The following is a 16424-nucleotide window of genomic DNA, read 5'->3' as shown; positions in this document are numbered from 1 at the left end:
GGGTGTGGGTGCCATGTCATCACGGCCCGGCGAGCAGCGCCTTGATCTGGATCAGGAAGGCCGGATCGGCGGCCGCGCCGTTCACTTCGCTGCGGGCACGGATGCGGCCCTCGGCGTCCAGCAGCACCAGCACGCTGGTGTGGTTGATGCTGCCGTCGTCGCGGAAGCGGTAGCGCACGTCCAGCACGCTGGCGATGGCGCGCACGTCGTTGTCGGCGGGGGTCAGGAACCGCCAGCCGTCCGGCACGCGGTGGCGCTGCGCGACCTCGCGCATCGCGGCGGGGGTGTCGCGGGCCGGGTCCAGGCTGACCATGACCACGCCCAGGCGCCGGCGTTCGTCCGGCGTCAGCTGCTTCTGCACGCTCTTGGCGTTCTCCAGGATCAGCGGGCACATCAGGTGGCAGTGCGTGTAGAACATCGACACCACGCGTGCCTGGCCGCGCAGCGCCGACCAGGCGACGGGGTGGCCGTCGGCATCCTGCGTCGCCGCCGGCAGGTGGTAGACCGAATCGCCCGGCAGCGATTGCGCGTGCAGCGGCGCCGCCACGGCGAGCAGGGCGGAGAGGAACAGGGAAGGCATCTTCATGGTGTGCTCCTGGCACAGCGGAAACCGAGGTTGCCCAGCGTGGCCGCCGGCTGGAGCGCCGACAGCAAAACAAAGCGTTTGACCACGCCGTAGTCGCCGGGATCGTTGAAGCTCATGGCGGTGGCGCCGCAGTAGCGCAACGCCTCGCCGTCCTGCTGGCCACGGCGATCGCCGTCGCCGAGCAGCGAGGCCACGTCCTCGCTCCATTCCCAGTGCGCGCCATGCAGGCCGCGGATGCCGTAGGCGTTCGCCGGTGCGCCAGGTGCGGCATCGAGCGCATGCGGCGTGCCGTCGTTGACCTGGCGCATCCGCCACGCCGTATCGCTGCGCGCATCGCGTCGCGTCGCGTCCGCCGCGGCGGCGTACTCCCATTCGACGAAGCGCGGCAGGCGTGCCTGTTGGGCCCGGCAATAGGCGTCGGCGGCGTACCAGTTCACGTGTACGACCGGGGCGTCGGGATCGACGGTGTCGCCGGGCGTGTCGGCGCTGGCCCAATGGCCCAGATAGCCCGGGCTGGCGAACACCGTGGGAATGCGGTCGCGGCGCCATTGCGGCTGGCGGGCGAGGAAAGCGGAAAAATCGCGGTTGCTGACGGGTTTCTCCATCAGCCAGAACGGGGCCACCCGCACCACGCGGGTGGTCTCTTCGAAACGCACGGAAGAACGGAAGTCGCCGCCCTCGACCGGCCGATACCCGCTGCCGGCATCGCCGGCGGCCGCGAAGGCGGATGCCAGTGCGAGCGGAAGGAGCAGGGCGGTCGGGGGCAGCGTCCGTTTCATCCGTTCCTCACTTCCCGGCGGCCGGCTTGGCTTCCGGATACTCGATGTCGTGCTGCTGGCCCGTGTAGATGTCCGGGTTCTTCGCGCCCTCGACCTTGAGGATGCCCAGCGAGCCCTTGTGGAACGTGCGGAAGATGCTGTGGTCGACCAGCACGAAATTGCCGGGCACGTCCGCCTTGAACTCGACCATGGCCGAACCGCCGGCCGGGATCAGCGTGGTCTGCACGTTCTCCTGGTACTTGCTGCCGCCCTCGGTATAGACCTTGTCGAAGATCTCGCCGATCACGTGGAAGCTGGAGACCAGGTTCGGGCCGCCATTGCCAACGAACATGCGGATCGTCTCGCCCGCCTTGGCGGTCAGCGCCTTGTCGCCCTGCAGCGCATCGACCGAGCCGTTGAACACCACGTAGGTCGGATGCTCATCGATGGCCTTTTCCAGGCTGAAGGGCTGCAGGCCCGGCTCGCCGTACGCGCCTTCGGTGTAGAAGTCGCCCTGTACCACGTAGAACTCCTTGTCGACCGGCGGCAGGCCTTCTTCCGGTTCCACCAGGATCAGGCCGTACATGCCGTTGGCGATATGCATGCCGACCGGCGCCATCGCGCAGTGGTAGATGTACAGGCCGGGATTCAGCGCCTTGAACGAGAACTGCGTTTCCTTGCCCGGCAGGGTGAACGTGGCTTCCGCGCCGCCGCCCTGGCCGGTGACGGCATGCAGGTCGATGTTGTGCGACATGTGCGAGTCGTGGCGATTCTTCAATTTGAACTCCACCGTGTCGCCCTTGCGCACGCGGATGAAGCTGCCCGGCACGGTGCCGCCGAACGTCCAGAAGTTGTAGGTCACGCCATCTGCCATGCGCATGTCCTTCTCGATCATCTCCAGGTCGACGACGACGTGGGCGGGCGTCTTGCGCGTGATCGGCGGCGGCACCATCGGCGGCGCCGTCAGCACGGCGTGGATCGTCTCGCCGGCAGGCGTGATCTTGCCGCCCTCGGCGAAGGCGGGGCCGGCGAACAGCGCGGCGAGGGCGCAGGCGAGCAGGGACGGGTAGAGGCGTTTCATGGCGTTTCCTTCGATGGCTCTCGGTGGGTGTGTAGCCATGGTGGAAACGCGACGGAAGCACGACGTTGATCTCGATCAATCTGATGGGGTCATACGCCGGGATTCGCGCGCGGGCTTGACCAAAGTCAAGCGCCGCCCTGCCTGCGACAACACGTCGCATCTGCACTCCAGGGTGCGTCGCGAGAATGGCCGCATCACACGAGGAGAGGCGTCATGAACCGTCATCTGTTGACCGTCGCCCTGCTGGGCGCACTCGCGAACATGCCGCTGGCGCACGCGGAGGACGCGCACGCCGCCATGCATGCAGAAGCGATGACGACGACCACGCTGGACGGCATCGTCGTGGTCGGCGTTGCGCCCGCGATGGCCACCACCTTCATCACCGACCCCAAGCTGCCGCGCCAGCCGGTGCCGGCCAGCGACGGCGCGGACTACCTGAAGACCATCCCCGGTTTCGCCACGCTGCGTAGCGGAGGCACCAACGGTGATCCGGTGCTGCGCGGCATGTTCGGCTCGCGCATCAACCTGATGACCAACGACGGTGCGATGAGCGGTGCCTGCCCGTCGCGGATGGACAATGCGCTGTCCTACATCGCGCCGGAAACCTACGACCGGCTGGTCGTCATCAAGGGGCCGCAGACGGTGCTGTGGGGCGGCGGTGCGTCCGCCGGTACCGTGCGTTTCGAGCGCGAGATCCCGTACTTCGCCGAGCCCGGCGTACAGGCCTCCGGCAGTGCGCTGGTGGGCAGCGGCAACCGCAACGACCAGGTGCTCGACATCAGCGCCGGTACCCCGCGCGGGTATGCGCGCGTGTCGGCCAATCGTTCCGAGGCCGACGACTACGAGGACGGCAACGGCGACGTGGTGCCGTCGGCGTGGAAGAAGTGGAACGCCGACGCCGCACTCGGCTGGACGCCGGACGAGGACACGGTGCTGGAACTCAGCGCCGGCATCGGCGACGCGCAGGCGCGCTATGCCGGCCGCGGCATGGACGGCGCGCAGTTCAGGCGCGACAGCCTGGGCCTGCGCTTCGAGAAGAAGCACATCGGCGGCGTGCTCGATGCCGTGGTCGCCAACGTCTACCAGAATGACGTGGACCACGTGATGGACAACTACACGCTGCGCGATCCGGATTCGACCGGCAGCATGCCCATGCCGATGGCCAGCAACGTGGCGCACCGCACGCGCGGAGGCCGGGTGGCGGCCACGTGGCAGGTGGATCGCTGGGAATTGACGGCCGGCGCGGACCTGCGTGCGAGCCGGCACAGCCAGCGCAGCGCATCCGGACGCGGCGCCTACCGCGCGGTGCCGTGGACGGTCGATGCGAAGTTCCAGACCTGGGGCGTGTTCGCCGAGTCGCACTGGCACATCACCGACACGCATCACCTGATGAGCGGTCTGCGCTTCGATCGTGCAGAAGTGGAGGACCTGCGTGTCCGCACCGGCGGGATGATGCCGATGCCCAATCCCACCGCCGGCATGACGCACGAGGAAACGCTGCCCAGCGCGTTCGTGCGCTACGAGTACGACATGGGCGGCCGCTGGGGCGCGTATACCGGCCTCGGCCACACGCAGCGGATGCCGGACTACTGGGAGCTGTTCTCGCCGACGCGTGGCCCGGCCGGCGCGCCGAATGCCTTCGCCGGCGTGCAGCCCGAGCGCACCACGCAGCTCGATGTCGGCGTGCAGTACAAGGGCGCGAAAGTCGATGCCTGGGCGTCGCTGTACGCGGGACGCGTGCAGGACTTCATCCTGTTCGACTACGCCGCCGGCATGATGGGCAGCACGACGCGCGCGCACAACGTGGATGCCAACATCCGTGGCGGCGAAGCCGGCATCGACTGGCGGCCCGCCGACGGCTGGAAGCTGTCCGGCGCGCTGTCCTACGCCTGGGGCGAGGTGCGCGACACGGGCACCGCGCTGCCGCAGATGCCGCCGCTGGAGGCGCGCCTGTCCGCGAGCCGCGAGCAGGGCGCGTGGACGTGGGGTGCGTTGTGGCGCGTGGTCGCGGCGCAGGATCGCGTCAGCACGAGCCAGGGCAACATCGTCGGACGCGACCTCGGGCCGAGCGCCGGCTTCGCGGTGTTCTCGCTCAATGGCGGCTACCGGTTCAGCGATGCGGTGCAGCTCACGGCCGGCATCGACAACCTGTTCGACCGCGCCTACAGCGAGCATCTCAACCTGGGCGGCAACAGCGCCTTCGGCTATCCGGCCGATCCGGTGCGCATCGGCGAGCCCGGCCGCACCGCGTGGGTGAAGCTCAACCTGCGCTACTGACGCGCCGGTCTGCGGTTCCGGCCATCAGCCGGGACCGTCGGCCTGCCATGTCCACGCCTGCCGCCAGCACCGCCATTGCGCGTGCAAGCTCATCGCGTACGCCAGGGCCAGGGCAACGCCTGCGAGCCGCGAGAACGCGGGCGCGAGCGTCGCGACCACCACGAGTGCGCTGGCGATCGCATGCAGGAGGAAAGCACGCCGCTTGTCCGCGTCGTCGAACAGGCTGCCCACCCCCGGCACGCGGATGCCGCGCGGCACACGCTGGCGCAACGCGATCCAGGTGAGGAAGGCGGTGATTTCCAGCGCCATGCCGACCACCAGCAGCGGCACGCCGGCACCGAGGACCAGGGCGCCGACCCGCATCGGCGCTGGATCGGGCCATGCGATGACCACGCTCGCCGCGAGCAGGCAGGTGCAGCCCGCCTGCCAGAAGCGGCGCAGCACAGGATTGCGGCGATGCGGGGCACGCGCCTGCAGCAGGAACACGGCCAGGGCGAACATCGCCAGCGGCCACGCGCTCACGCGCACGACGGCATACGGCACCGCGCCCGCCTGCCACGCGACCATCAGCCCCAGCGTCGCCAGCAACGCCACTTGCCATGTACGCACGCCGGCGGGTGATGGCGCGCGTGTCCCGTGCAGCATCGGCAAGGTCACGCTGCCGACGGCGGCGAGCAGTCCGAGCATCCAACCGATGCCACCGATCACGGCATGCAGGTCGACCAGGCCGGGTGGCGCGGGCGTACGCCATCCGGTGCGCGCGGCGAGCAGCACCAGACCCAGGATCGTCGTGGCCGCCAGCGCGGTCAGCGCCAGGCCAATGCCGTCGCGGGCGACGCGCTCGCCGTTGCCGCGCGCCACGGCGATCAGCGCGAGCACGGCGAACACCGCCAGCGACCCGCCGAGCAGTCCGCCCGCAGGCCATGCCAGCGAGCGCACCTGCCACGCCAGCGTGGCCAGCAATGCCGCCAGCCCGCTGTTGAACGCACCATGCAGCCACGGTACGCATCGCGCGCACGGCCATGGACTTCCCGCGGCGACCGGCAGGAACTGCACCAGGCTGCCCAGCATCGCGTTGCCGAGCAGGCCCAACGCGAGCATGTGCACCAGCACCAGCGTGGCCGGGGTCCAGCGCGACAGCACGACGGCGTCGCCATGCCACGCCAGCCACAGGCCCGCCACGATGCCCCAGGCCAATGCCGTGCACAGGAAGCGTATCGGCAGCGCCGGCGACGGCGCCTGCGCGAAGGCGAGGCCGCTCATGCCGCGCGCGGCGGATGCAGGGCGTCCCGGTCCTCGGCGTGGCAGATCGCGATACAGGCGGTCCCGGTGGCCGCGGCATACACGTGGTAGGCGAAGCCGCCCTCATCGAGGATGGGCAGCAACGGCACCGGCGGACGGGGTGTCAGCGCCACCAGCCGTTCGCCGCGCCGCAGGGTACAGAGGCTGTCGAGGATGCGCTCCATCGGTTCCGGTGCAGGCAGGTCGCGCAGATCGAGGCGCAGCAGGGTCAGCGCGTGTGCCATGCGTCCATCTCCATCTCATCCGCCACCGGTCTGCAGTCGAGCGACACTCCGGCCGCATCCAGCGACTCGCGCACGCAGCACGCACACGCGCCGAACGCCTCGGGCAGCATCGCGGTATCGAATGCGTTGTCCATGTCCGTCAGCCGACCAGCCACAGCAACCAGCCCCAGGGATCGTGCGCCCGCGCGATGCCGTACACCTGCAGGAAACACAGCAGGGCGGCAGCCACCAGGCCCGCGCGTGCACCGACGCTCCACGAGGGACGGAACGCTGCGATACCGAGGCCGACGTAGGCGACCACGAACACGATCTTCGCCACCAGCCAGCCGTTGGCGAACAGCCCTGCCGGCAGGATCGTCAGCAGCATCATCGCGCCGGTCAGCAGCACGGTGTCGATGGCGTAGCTGGTGTAGCGCACCAGCGCCGCGCGTGGCCAGCGCATGCCGGCGAGCAGGCCGAGCGCGCGCAGCGCGAACAGCGTGCCGCTGGTCATCGCCGCCGCCACATGCACCAGCTTGATGTCGGGATAGAAGGTCATCATGGCGCTCATCCCGGCCGCCCGTCCGCACGCGGACTCAGGTAGATGCCGCCGATACGGCCCACCCATGGCGCCAGCGCCAGCAGCCAGCCGATCGCGGCGGCGGCCTGCCAGGCCATCGCATCCGGTGCGAGGTCGGCCACGATGCGCATCACCGCGACTACCTGGATCGCGACGAACGCAAACCACGCCACCTTCGTCATCACCAGCGGTCGCCCCGAGTGCCCCTGCGTCACCCGCGTGACCATCGCCACCAGCAGGCTGCCGAAGAAGCCGATGAACATCGCATGCATCGGCGCACGTCCGAGGATGAAGTCGTCCGTCGCCAGGAACGTCACGCTCTGCACGACGTACAGCAGGAAGGTGATCGGCAGCCAGGCCGTGCCGATGAACAGCACCGCCAGCAGGCCCGGCATGCGCCCGCGCGGCCACCAGCGATGCACCGCCCACGCGGTCAGCACCAGCAGCGGCACGTCGGCCAGCCACAGCCACGCGTAGGCATGAACCAGTTCCAGGCCCAGGTGCACCATGAGTAGCGCCCACACCGCGCCCAGCCACGACAGCGAGCGCCACGGCACGTAGCCCGGCACCACATTGCCGGCGAAGAACGGGAACATGCGGTGCGCCACCGTCACGTACACCGGCAGCAGCAGGCCGAAGCCGCCCAGCTTGATGCTGGCGAACGCCCACGTCGGCGATGCGCCCAGTGCGAAGGCGATGAACATCGCCAGTCCCAGCCAACCCAGCAGCAGACCGGTGAAGCACGAGCGCGCATGCCAGGTCTTCGCGGTGTCGTCGGCCAGCAGGCGGCCCAGCGTGAACAGCGCGGCGGTCCAGCCGGCCAGCGCCATCCACAGGCCGACGGTGAGCCCTGCCTGCCAGCCGGCGACGCCCAGCAGGATCGCCAGCTGCCCGCCCATCAGGCCGAGCCCCACCGGCACGTAGTGCCAGCGTTTCAGGTCGGCCATGCCCATCCAGCGCGGGAACACCGTCAGCAGGAAGCCGAAGAAGAAGCTCGGCAGCACCAGGTACTGCATCAGGAACGCATGCAGCCAGCCGGCGTAGATGGGCGTTTCCGGCATCGTCCACAGGCCCCAGCGCGTGGCGGCCAGCCACAGGGTCCACCACAGCATCGCCAGCAGCACGTTGCCGGCACCGATGAAGAACATCAGCCGGTGCGGCGCGTGCGCCAGCCACGCGGGCGAGGGGCCGGGCAGCGGTGGCGCGGCGCGTGAGCGGGGTGGGGCGACGATGTCGATCTTCATGCGGCCAGCTTGCGCGCGGGCGCGCGTCGTCGCCTTGACGTGGATCAGGCGGGCGGCGATTCGTTGCCTGCGGTGGCCTTGATCCGGGTCAAGGCTGGCCCGGCAGGGAGCGCCTACAGTCCCGTCACCCGCGCGACTGCGCCCACTTCATGAAGAGCCCGGAACACCCATGACCGATCACGCCCGCGCCTCGCCCGAGCAACGCCAACAGGCCATGACCGAGGCGCTGCGCGCCTGGGATCCGGAAGCCGAAGTCACCCTCGAAGCCGGCACCGGCCGCCTGATGGTGATGACCACGCTGCCCACCGAGCGCGTGATCGCCCTGTTGAAGGACCTGGGGGAACACGCCGAAGCCGGCGATGCCGAAGCGCGCGGCCACAAGGCCGGGCAGTGCTGCGGCGGATGTTCGCACTGATCAGCGCAGGATCGTGAAGCCTTCCGGCGCCGTATCCGGTGCTGGTGTGTGGCAGTGGTACAGGTCGAGGTACAGCGTGTGGTTCGTCTTTCCGCACTGCACGCCGTAGGCGTCGATCATGTGATGGTCGGTCGCGCCCTCGGCGAGAGGCGCGAAGCGATCGCCCAGCAGCCGCTGCATCATCTGCTCCTGCGGAAGATCCTTCGGCAGGTCGTTGCGCGGCCCCACGCTGCCCTGTCGCTCGAACTTCGGGTGCGACTGGTCCGGGCACACCAGGCGCGCCAGATACGCGCGTTGCCCATCGGGCTTGCAGACCTCGATGGCCTGCTGGCGTGTCTTGCCATAGCCGGCGTCGGTCGTTGTTTCCTGCGCCGCCAGTGCGGCACAGGCCGCCACCAGCGGCAGGGCGAGCAGGAGCTTCGGCAATGCAGTCTTCATGGCGCGTCCTGGGGTGTCGGGGAATTCGTCCGAGGGATCAGCGTCGCTTGAGCGTATAGAACTCGCGCACGCTACGCCATGCATCCCCGCCCTTGATGAAGGCAAGTTGGATAGCCTCCAGTTCGGGGATCGTCTCGGGAACCTCCCTGGCCATCATGATGGCGTCGGTCGTCCTGTCTTCGTGGACGACGGAGAGCCCATGCGCGGGTAGCAGGCTGCCACTGGTCTCCATCGAGACGCCGCGCTCCCGGACCACGATGACCTGGTGGAATCCATGTTCCCAGTCGAGGCCGCGGATCGCCTGCCGAACCGCATCGTCCGTCAGCTCGGCAACGTATACCGTTTCCTCCTCGCCGAAATAGGGAAAGACGTGGATACCGATTCGTTGATGGATGGCCGAGTCGGAGTTGTCGCTCACGAGCGGACGCGTCTCGTCGGGGAATGCCAAGCGGATCAGCGCTTCGAAGATGCCCATCGTGTCTCTCCCTTGCGGCATCGACTGCCTGGTAGGAATGGTCCCGGGTGATCAGGGCTCACAGCCCCGTTGTCCGAGGTCGAACAGCCCTGCGTAGGGAAAAACAAGCATGTTGAGGAATGCTGCCAGGAAGACGGCAAAAAGGAGCGAAATCATCGCGTAGGCGATGGCGTTCGTGCGCGCCCACCATCCCGTATGCACGCGCGTGCGGAAGAGTACCGGCGTGCCGGGCGCGGGGTACTGTCCGGACCGCCATATCCTGAAGGCGCTCCGACCGGACAGATAGGCGAAAGTCGCCAGCACCGTCGTAACCATCACGACGACGGTCCACATCCAGGGGAGCTGTTCGTGGAACGGCAAGTCGGCCGCGTGTCGATCGTAAAGACGCGCCGTCAGGAAGGTGGCGGCGCCGCCGAGCGGCGGAAGGAGCGCCTTGCCTAGTGCGAGCCGTCGCTCGCGTGGCGTCGGGGTGATGTAGATCTTCATGGCGTGGACGTCTGCCTTCGTGGCTCGGGAGCGCAAGGGGATATTCCAGACGGGCCAGGAGGGCGCCGCGCGCGGACGTGCACCCATCCTAAGCCCTGCGCACGGCCTTCGCGGCACGGCCCAGCAACCAGCCGAGCCGATACAGCAGACCGAGCGTCGGGACACCGACGAACAGGTAGCCTGCCGGCCATGACATGCCGGCCAGCACGGGGCCCAGTCCGAGCCCATCGAGCGCAGCGAGCTGCGGCGAAAGGGGAAGTTGCAGAAAGACGAACGCACCTTTCTGGTCGCCTGCTGCACCCGCATCCACGGATGCCCAGACGCACAGGCCGACGAGCGCAAGGTACGCCAAGCCTAACGCCAGTCCGGTACGGCTGAGCCGGGGACGCATCATCGCCGGGCCGCCAGGCAGGACATCGCTTCCTGTTTCACGAACTGCACGAACGCCTCCATCTGATCAGCCTGTGTCGTGAGGCGATCCTCCCTTTCACCGAGGTAGGCATCTCGGGCTTCGGATAGGAGGGGCCTGTGCTGCACGGGCAGGCGCTCGATCGCCCAGTCGGCCGCGCGTTCCTTCGACGCGATGCTGCCCGTCGACGCGGTGTACCAGATGCGGGCCAGGGCAAGCACCACGTTCCGTTCGTCGCCCTCCCAGTCGGCTGGCATGTTCCATTGCGCCAGCGTGTCGGTCAGCGCCCTGGACAGGTCGCTCTCCGGAACCGGATCGAAGCAAGCATCGGCGGATGGGCCGCGCAGGGCGATGCTGTGCAACCTGGCCTTGGTCAACAGGATAGCGAGATCGTGATCGTTCATCGCAGGCTCGAATACGCCTGCAAGGATGTCCGCGCGTTGCCATTCGCCGAACTGCAACTCGCGCCTGGCCGGATAGCGCCACGGGACGATGTCGTCGTGCACGACGACGGTGGCCTCCAGTGCGCGGAGCGTTTCGCTCTGGCCGGGAGGCGCAGATACCCGCAGAAGATCGGATAGCAGTGCCCGTCGTGTGGCGTCATCGATGCGTGCCAACGTCGTGACCAGCAGATCGATATCGCTGAGCGGCTTCAGGCCGCCGTCGAGCGCGGAGCCGTACAGATGGACTGACTGCAACGTCGACCCGAGATGGCGCTGGATGACCCTGAGCGCGTCCGTCAGTTGGGACGAAATTTCAGCGGGTCCTGTGGGGCAGGGAGAAAGCATGCGCCCTTCGCATCCGACTTCGCAGGCATCGACGGATGCCAGATGAACCTGTACCTCTGCGAGCGTGGCGAAGTATGGATTGGCTTCCAGATAAGAGATGTACGGCAGCGAGTGGATCAATGCGGGAAGGTCGGGGGCGGGCCTCAAGCCGTACGTGCCACTGCCGACGAAAATCCCTGTGCGATGGTTGGCAACGACGACCTGGGCCGAAAGGGCTGCGCCGTTGCCATCCCAGAACCGCCACATACCATCTTCGACATCGACGCCTTCGCAGTAAGCGATGGCCTCTCGCTCACTGCTGAAGATCATCAAGCCCTTCTCGTCGGTCGCAGCGGCAAAGATCATGTGTTTACCCTGTGCGGCGCTGTCGCCGCGAGGGAACGATGTTACTTGCTGGGCAGCCGGGAGCGCCGGTCAGGATGCTCGCCTAAGGAAGATCCCCACGCCCCGGCGACGCGGCCTCACAGCGACAACAAAAAAAAGAGAGCCGCTGTCGCGGCTCTCTTGCTGCAACCCGCAGCAGGTGGCCCGGCCTCCCCATCCGGAGAGGCCGGTTCCAGGGTCAGGCTTCGTTCGGTTGCGCGACGGGCAAGGGCTCGCGGCGCGGGGCCAGCCACAGGCTGACCACGAACCACACCAGCGCCAGCGCACCCACGCTGAAGAGCGTGTCGGCCGGGACGCGCATCCATACCAGCATGTCGACGATCGGCTGCTGCATGAACTCGGCCGAGCGCGCATACCAGTAGCCGTGCTCCAGCGCCGCGTTGAGCTGCAGGATGCCCAGCGGCAACAGCGTCAGCAGCGACATGCCGGCCAGGCCGATGTTGAGCGACCAGAACGATGTCTTCAGCAGCTTCTCGTTCCACACCACGTCCGGCTTCAGGCCGCGCAGGCAGAACAGCATCAGGCCGATGCCGAGCATGCCGTACACGCCGAACAGCGCCGTGTGGCCGTGGTTCGGGGTCAGGTTCAGGCCCTGCATGTAGTACAGCGGCAGCGGCGGGTTGATCAGGAAACCGAACAGGCCCGCGCCCACCAGGTTCCAGAACGCCACCGCGATGAAGAACATGATCGGCCACCGGTACCTCTGCATCCACGGCGTGGCCTTGCCCATCTTCCAGCTGTGGTATGCCTCGAAGCCCACGTAGGCCAGCGGCACCACTTCCAGTGCGGAGAAACTCGCGCCGATGGCGATCACCGCCGTCGGCGTGCCGGTGAAGTACAGGTGGTGCAGCGTGCCCAGCACGCCACCGGCCATGAACACGATGGTGGCGAACAGCACGGCGACGGTCGCGGTCTTCGTCTGCAGCAGGCCCAGGCGGGTGAACAGGAAGGCGATCACCGCCACCGCGAAGACTTCGAAGAAGCCTTCCACCCACAGGTGCACGACCCACCAGCGCCAGTATTCGACCATCGACAGGTGCGTGTGCTCGCCCCACATCAGGCCGGCGGCGTAGAACAGGCCGATGGCCACGGTGGACAGGAACAGCAGGCTGACGATGCTGCGCGACTCGCCGCCATGACGGATCGCCGGCCACAACGCACGGCCCACCAGCACCAGCCACACGGTCAGTCCGATGAACAGGAACCACTGCCAGAAGCGGCCGAGGTCGACGTACTCCCAGCCCTGGTGGCCGAACCAGAAGTTGTGCTCCAGCCCGAGCTTCTGCATCACCGCGAACCACTGGCCGGTGAATGCGCCGACCACGATGATCAGCAGGCACGTCCACAGGAAATTGACGCCCAGTCGCTGGAACTTCGGCTCATGTCCGGAGATCGCCGGGCCGATGTACAGGCCCATGCCCAGCCACGCGGTCGCGATCCACAGCACCGCCAGTTGCGTATGCCAGGTGCGCGTCAGCGAGTACGGCAGGATGTCGGCCAGGGCGAAGCCGTAGGCCTCCTGGCCTTCGACCTGGTAGTGCGCGGTGATCGCGCCCAGCAGGATCTGCACGACGAACAGCGCGATGACCACCCAGAAGTACTTGGCGGTGGCGCGCATCGACGGGGTGATCTTGATCTTCGCCAGCGGATCGGTCTTCGGCAGCACCGGCGCCATCTCGTCGCCGTGGTTGACCGCGTAGTGCCAGCCGAGCAGGGCGACGCCCAGGATCAGGAACAGCACGCTGAAGACCGTCCACAGGAACGCGCTCGGCGGCGGCGTGTTGCCGACCAGCTCGTCCGCCGGCCAGTTGGCCGTATAGCTGATCTCCGCGCCCGGACGCTCGGTCACCGACGACCACGCCGCCCACCAGTAGAACGCGGTCAGCTGGCGGCGGTGTTCGGCATCGGGCACCGTGTTGTTGCGCATGGCATAGGCTTCGCGCAGCTCGGCGGTGCCGGGTTCATCGCTGAACAGTGCGGTGTAGTGCGACGCCACCTGCGCGATCGCAAGGGCACGATCGTTGCTGACGTGCACGGTGCGGGTCGCTTCATCGTAGGTGTTGGGGCGCAGCAGCTCCTGTACCCGCTTGGCGTAGGCGGCCTGGGTGGCTTCGTCCAGCTGCTTGTAGCTGTCGACGCCGCCCTCGCGCTTGGCCCACAGGTCCAGCACGGCCTCGGCTTCGCGATGCAGCCAGTCGGCACCCCAGTCGGGCGCGACGTAGCCGCCGTGTCCCCAGATGGAGCCCAGCTGCTGGCCACCGATGGACTGCCAGACCTGGCGACCGGTTTCGATGTCCTTGCGGGTATAGACCACCGTGCCGTCGTCGGCGACGACCTGCTCCGGCATGGGTGGCGCCTGGCGGTGGACTTCGCTGCCGACCCAGAGCAGGACGGCGAACGACGCAATGAGCAGGGCCGCCAACCCCACCCACAACTTGCGTGTCGAATTCATGATGCGGCTCTCCTGGAGGAACGGCCGCATCATCGGCGCGCCGGCCGGGGGCCTCCATGACGCAGGTCAAGCCGGGGTGGAATCGCTGGAGTCGCTTTCCGTAGGAGCGACGTAAGTCGCGACCGGAGCCTTTCCGGTATTCGTGGGGCAGGTCGGCAGTCGGGCCGTGCGGTCGCGACTTACGTCGCTCCTACAGGGGGCATCACGCTCAATCCCGCAGCACGGTCAGCGCGAGGGCTTCCAGGCGGGGCAGGTCGAGGATCTCGACGTCGCGCTGCTTGATGTGCAGCAGGCCGTCCTTTTCGAAGCGGCGCAGCACGCGGCTGACGGTCTCCGGTGCCTGGCGCAGGTAGTTGGCGATGTCGGTGCGCGCCATGGTCAGCTGGAAGCGGCGCGGCGAGAAGCCGCGCGCGGCCAGCCGCCGCGACAGGCCGATCAGGAACGCCGCCATGCGTTCGTCGGCGGTGTTGTCGCGCGCGAACAGCGAGGCCACGCCGATGTCGTGGCTCATCAGCTTGAACAGGTGCTGCTGCAGGTTGGGCAGGCGCGTGGCGAGCATCGCGATCTTGGGGAACGAGAACCGGCACAGCATCACCGTATCCAGCGCGATGGCGTTGCACGGATAGCGGTCGCCGTGGATCGCGTTGAGGCCGATCACTTCGCCGGGCAGGTGGAAACCGAGTACCTGCTCGTGCCCGTTGCGATCGATCTGGTAGGTCTTCACCGTGCCGGCGCGTACCGCGGCGATGGCGCCGAACGGATCGCCCTCGCGGAACACGTGTTCGCCCGCCCGCAGCGGGCCGACGTGTTCGACCAGTACGTGCAGGTCCATCAGCGCGCGCTTGTCCATGCCCTCGGAGAGGCAGGCCTGCGAGAACGCGCAGGTGGAACAGAACGTCAGCGAATCGCCGTCGTCGGCGACGATGCTCGCGTCGGTGCGCGGAAAGACCAGCGGCGAGGTCATGCGGACACTCCCGGGAGGATCAGACCGTGCGCGAGAAGCGAGGCGTCGAGGCTGCGGTGATGGGCAGGTAGCGGTCGAAGCACATCGCGATGATACGCAACAGCAGTCGTCCCCGCGAGGTCGCCCGCAGGCCGTCGGCGGCCAGCTGCACCAGGCCGTCGTCCTGCAGCGGGCGCAGGCGTTGCAGCGCCTCGGCGAAGTACTTCGTGAAATCGATCACGTGGCGGCGGCCGAGATCGCGGTAATCCAGCGTGCCGTGGCACATCAGTTGCTGGATGACGTCGGCGCGGATCACGTCGTCTTCTTCCAGCCGCATGCCGCGCCAGACAGGCAGGCGGCCCTGGTCGATCGCCTGTTCCCAGCTGCCGAGGTCGCGCGGGTTCTGGCTGAAGCTGGGGCCGATGTGGCTGATCGCGCTGACGCCCAGGCCGACCAGATCGCTTTCGGCATGCGTCGTGTAGCCCATGAAGTTGCGATGCAGGCCGCCGCGCTGCTGCGCGATGGCCAGACTGTCGCCGGGCAGGGCGAAGTGGTCCATGCCGATGTAGACGTAGCCGGCCTCGCCCAGCTTGTCGATCGCGCACTGCAGCAGGCCCAGCTTGTCTTCCGGCGCCGGCAGATCGTCGGCGTTGATGCGCTGCTGCGGACGGAACATCGTCGGCATGTGCGCGTAGCTGTAGATCGCCAGCCGGTCCGGACGTGCCTGCAGCGTGATATCGAGCGTGCGCGAGAAACCGGCCAGGGTCTGCTTCGGCAGGCCGTAGATCAGGTCGACGTTGACCGACTGCAGGCCGTGCGTACGGCAGGCGTCGATGATCGCCAGCGTCTGCTCGACGCTCTGGATGCGGTTCACCGCGCGCTGCACCTCGGGATCGAAATCCTGCACGCCAAGACTGGCGCGATTGAAGCCGGCGGCGGCGAGTTCGCCGATGTCGTCCGGGGTGACGAAGCGCGGATCCAGTTCGATCGAGCAGTCCAGCCGTGACGCCGGCGCGAACGAGTAGTGCCGGCGCAACACGTCCATCGCCTCGGCGATCTGTGCCGGCGACAGGAAGTTCGGCGTGCCGCCGCCGAAATGCACCTGTTCCACGTCGCGATCGCGGTCGAACAGCGCCGAGCTCATCGCCACTTCGCGGTACAGACGGGTGAGGTAGGACGCGCCGCGTGCGGTGTCGCGGGTGATGATGCGGTTGCAGCCGCAGTAGAAGCACGGGCTGGTGCAGAACGGGATGTGCAGGTACAGCGACAGCGGTCGCGGGATCGGGTCGCCGTTGCTGACTACCGCCATCTCGCGCAGGTCGGCTTCCTGGAAACCGGGCGAGAACTGCGGTGCGGTGGGATACGAGGTGTAGCGCGGCCCCGGCGTGTCGTAGCGCCGCAGCAGGTCGGGGTCGAAGAGGGAGGACAGGCTGGCCATGGGAGCAGCCTAGGCAGGTCGCGCCGCGCTGTCCTTGACATGGGTCAATCTGGTGCGGCACGCCGCCGCAGGCTTCAGCGTCGTGAAGCGGCGCGGACGGCCAGGATTGGCAAGCGCCGGGCCCCGCACTAGGCTGGTCGTCGCCACGGAGCACGGGGACAGGGA

The 16424-nt window shown here is 67.9% G+C and carries 18 protein-coding genes; 2 read left to right on the top strand and 16 right to left on the bottom strand.

The features are described 5' to 3' along the window. Positions 1–19: 19 nt before the first annotated feature. From IB230_RS15395 to nirK, 3 genes are read right to left on the bottom strand one after another with little or no spacing between them, the layout of a single operon-like run. A complete protein-coding gene (locus IB230_RS15395; protein ID WP_192273667.1) occupies positions 20–586 on the bottom strand; it encodes an SCO family protein in 567 nt (188 codons plus the stop codon). Further along, positions 583–1365: a formylglycine-generating enzyme family protein gene (locus IB230_RS15390; RefSeq protein WP_192273666.1), complete on the bottom strand. Its 783-nt coding sequence runs from the start codon at positions 1363–1365 to the stop codon at positions 583–585. The genes IB230_RS15395 and IB230_RS15390 overlap by 4 nt, the downstream gene beginning before the upstream one ends. 7 nt (positions 1366–1372) lie before the next feature. Beyond that, positions 1373–2425, bottom strand: coding sequence for a copper-containing nitrite reductase (nirK, locus tag IB230_RS15385; RefSeq protein WP_192273665.1), 1053 nt, complete (start codon positions 2423–2425; stop codon positions 1373–1375). 312 nt (positions 2426–2737) lie between these two features. On the opposite strand from nirK, the gene IB230_RS15380 reads away from it, so the two are divergent. Next, the gene (locus tag IB230_RS15380; RefSeq protein WP_343227348.1) at positions 2738–4702 is read left to right on the top strand and encodes a TonB-dependent copper receptor; all 1965 of its coding nucleotides are present in this window, start codon (positions 2738–2740) and stop codon (positions 4700–4702) included. Between the two features lie 24 nt (positions 4703–4726). Here the strand turns inward: IB230_RS15380 and IB230_RS15375 are convergent, their stop codons facing one another. Genes IB230_RS15375 through IB230_RS15355 form a run of 5 tightly spaced genes read right to left on the bottom strand, consistent with a single transcriptional unit; the run spans position 4727 to position 8031 of the window. Further along, positions 4727–5965, bottom strand: coding sequence for a hypothetical protein (locus IB230_RS15375; RefSeq protein WP_192273663.1), 1239 nt, complete (start codon positions 5963–5965; stop codon positions 4727–4729). Further along, the gene (locus IB230_RS15370) at positions 5962–6228 is read right to left on the bottom strand and encodes a DUF2249 domain-containing protein (RefSeq protein WP_192273662.1); all 267 of its coding nucleotides are present in this window, start codon (positions 6226–6228) and stop codon (positions 5962–5964) included. Before IB230_RS15370 ends, IB230_RS15375 begins: the two co-directional genes overlap by 4 nt. Next, positions 6213–6362 (bottom strand): hypothetical protein, encoded by a 150-nt coding sequence (locus tag IB230_RS15365; RefSeq protein ID WP_192273661.1) that lies wholly within the window; start codon positions 6360–6362, stop codon positions 6213–6215. The genes IB230_RS15370 and IB230_RS15365 overlap by 16 nt, the downstream gene beginning before the upstream one ends. Before the next feature lie 5 nt (positions 6363–6367). Then, the gene (locus IB230_RS15360) at positions 6368–6769 is read right to left on the bottom strand and encodes a SirB2 family protein (protein WP_192273660.1); all 402 of its coding nucleotides are present in this window, start codon (positions 6767–6769) and stop codon (positions 6368–6370) included. Between the two features lie 5 nt (positions 6770–6774). Then, positions 6775–8031 carry an NnrS family protein gene (locus IB230_RS15355; protein WP_192273659.1) on the bottom strand — a complete coding sequence of 419 codons (1257 nt, stop codon included), beginning with the start codon at positions 8029–8031 and terminating at the stop codon, positions 6775–6777. Between the two features lie 169 nt (positions 8032–8200). Between IB230_RS15355 and IB230_RS15350 the strand changes: the two genes are divergently transcribed. Further along, positions 8201–8446, top strand: a complete 246-nt coding sequence (locus IB230_RS15350) for a hypothetical protein (protein ID WP_192273658.1) — start codon at positions 8201–8203, stop codon at positions 8444–8446. On the opposite strand, the gene IB230_RS15345 is transcribed toward IB230_RS15350, so the two are convergent. From IB230_RS15345 to hemN, 8 genes are all read right to left on the bottom strand, one after another. Next, the gene (locus IB230_RS15345; protein WP_192273657.1) at positions 8447–8884 is read right to left on the bottom strand and encodes a hypothetical protein; all 438 of its coding nucleotides are present in this window, start codon (positions 8882–8884) and stop codon (positions 8447–8449) included. It lies immediately after the preceding gene. A gap of 37 nt (positions 8885–8921) precedes the next feature. After that, positions 8922–9359, bottom strand: coding sequence for a hypothetical protein (locus tag IB230_RS15340; protein WP_192273656.1), 438 nt, complete (start codon positions 9357–9359; stop codon positions 8922–8924). A gap of 51 nt (positions 9360–9410) precedes the next feature. Beyond that, on the bottom strand, positions 9411–9845 hold the full coding sequence (locus IB230_RS15335) for a hypothetical protein (protein ID WP_192273655.1): 435 nt from the start codon (positions 9843–9845) through the stop codon (positions 9411–9413). An 88-nt stretch (positions 9846–9933) separates the two neighbouring features. Further along, positions 9934–10197: a hypothetical protein gene (locus IB230_RS15330; protein WP_225589533.1), complete on the bottom strand. Its 264-nt coding sequence runs from the start codon at positions 10195–10197 to the stop codon at positions 9934–9936. Positions 10198–10235: 38 nt separating this feature from the next. After that, on the bottom strand, positions 10236–11042 hold the full coding sequence (locus tag IB230_RS15325) for an AadA family aminoglycoside 3''-O-nucleotidyltransferase (protein WP_192273958.1): 807 nt from the start codon (positions 11040–11042) through the stop codon (positions 10236–10238). 562 nt (positions 11043–11604) lie between these two features. Further along, positions 11605–13878 carry a nitric-oxide reductase large subunit gene (locus IB230_RS15320; protein ID WP_192273654.1) on the bottom strand — a complete coding sequence of 758 codons (2274 nt, stop codon included), beginning with the start codon at positions 13876–13878 and terminating at the stop codon, positions 11605–11607. A gap of 208 nt (positions 13879–14086) precedes the next feature. Beyond that, entirely contained in the window at positions 14087–14842 is a 756-nt protein-coding gene (locus tag IB230_RS15315) for a helix-turn-helix domain-containing protein (RefSeq protein WP_192273653.1), read from the bottom strand. 19 nt (positions 14843–14861) lie between these two features. After that, complete coding sequence (hemN, locus tag IB230_RS15310) at positions 14862–16259, bottom strand: oxygen-independent coproporphyrinogen III oxidase (protein ID WP_192273652.1); 1398 nt, start codon at positions 16257–16259, stop codon at positions 14862–14864. Between the last annotated feature and the right edge of the window lie 165 nt (positions 16260–16424).

It is taken from the genome of Pseudoxanthomonas sp. PXM01 (genome assembly GCF_014851815.1).
GTDB lineage: Bacteria > Pseudomonadota > Gammaproteobacteria > Xanthomonadales > Xanthomonadaceae > Pseudoxanthomonas_A.
The sequence above is the reverse complement of the archived record's forward strand: the minus strand, read 5'-3'. Positions and strand labels throughout refer to the sequence as shown.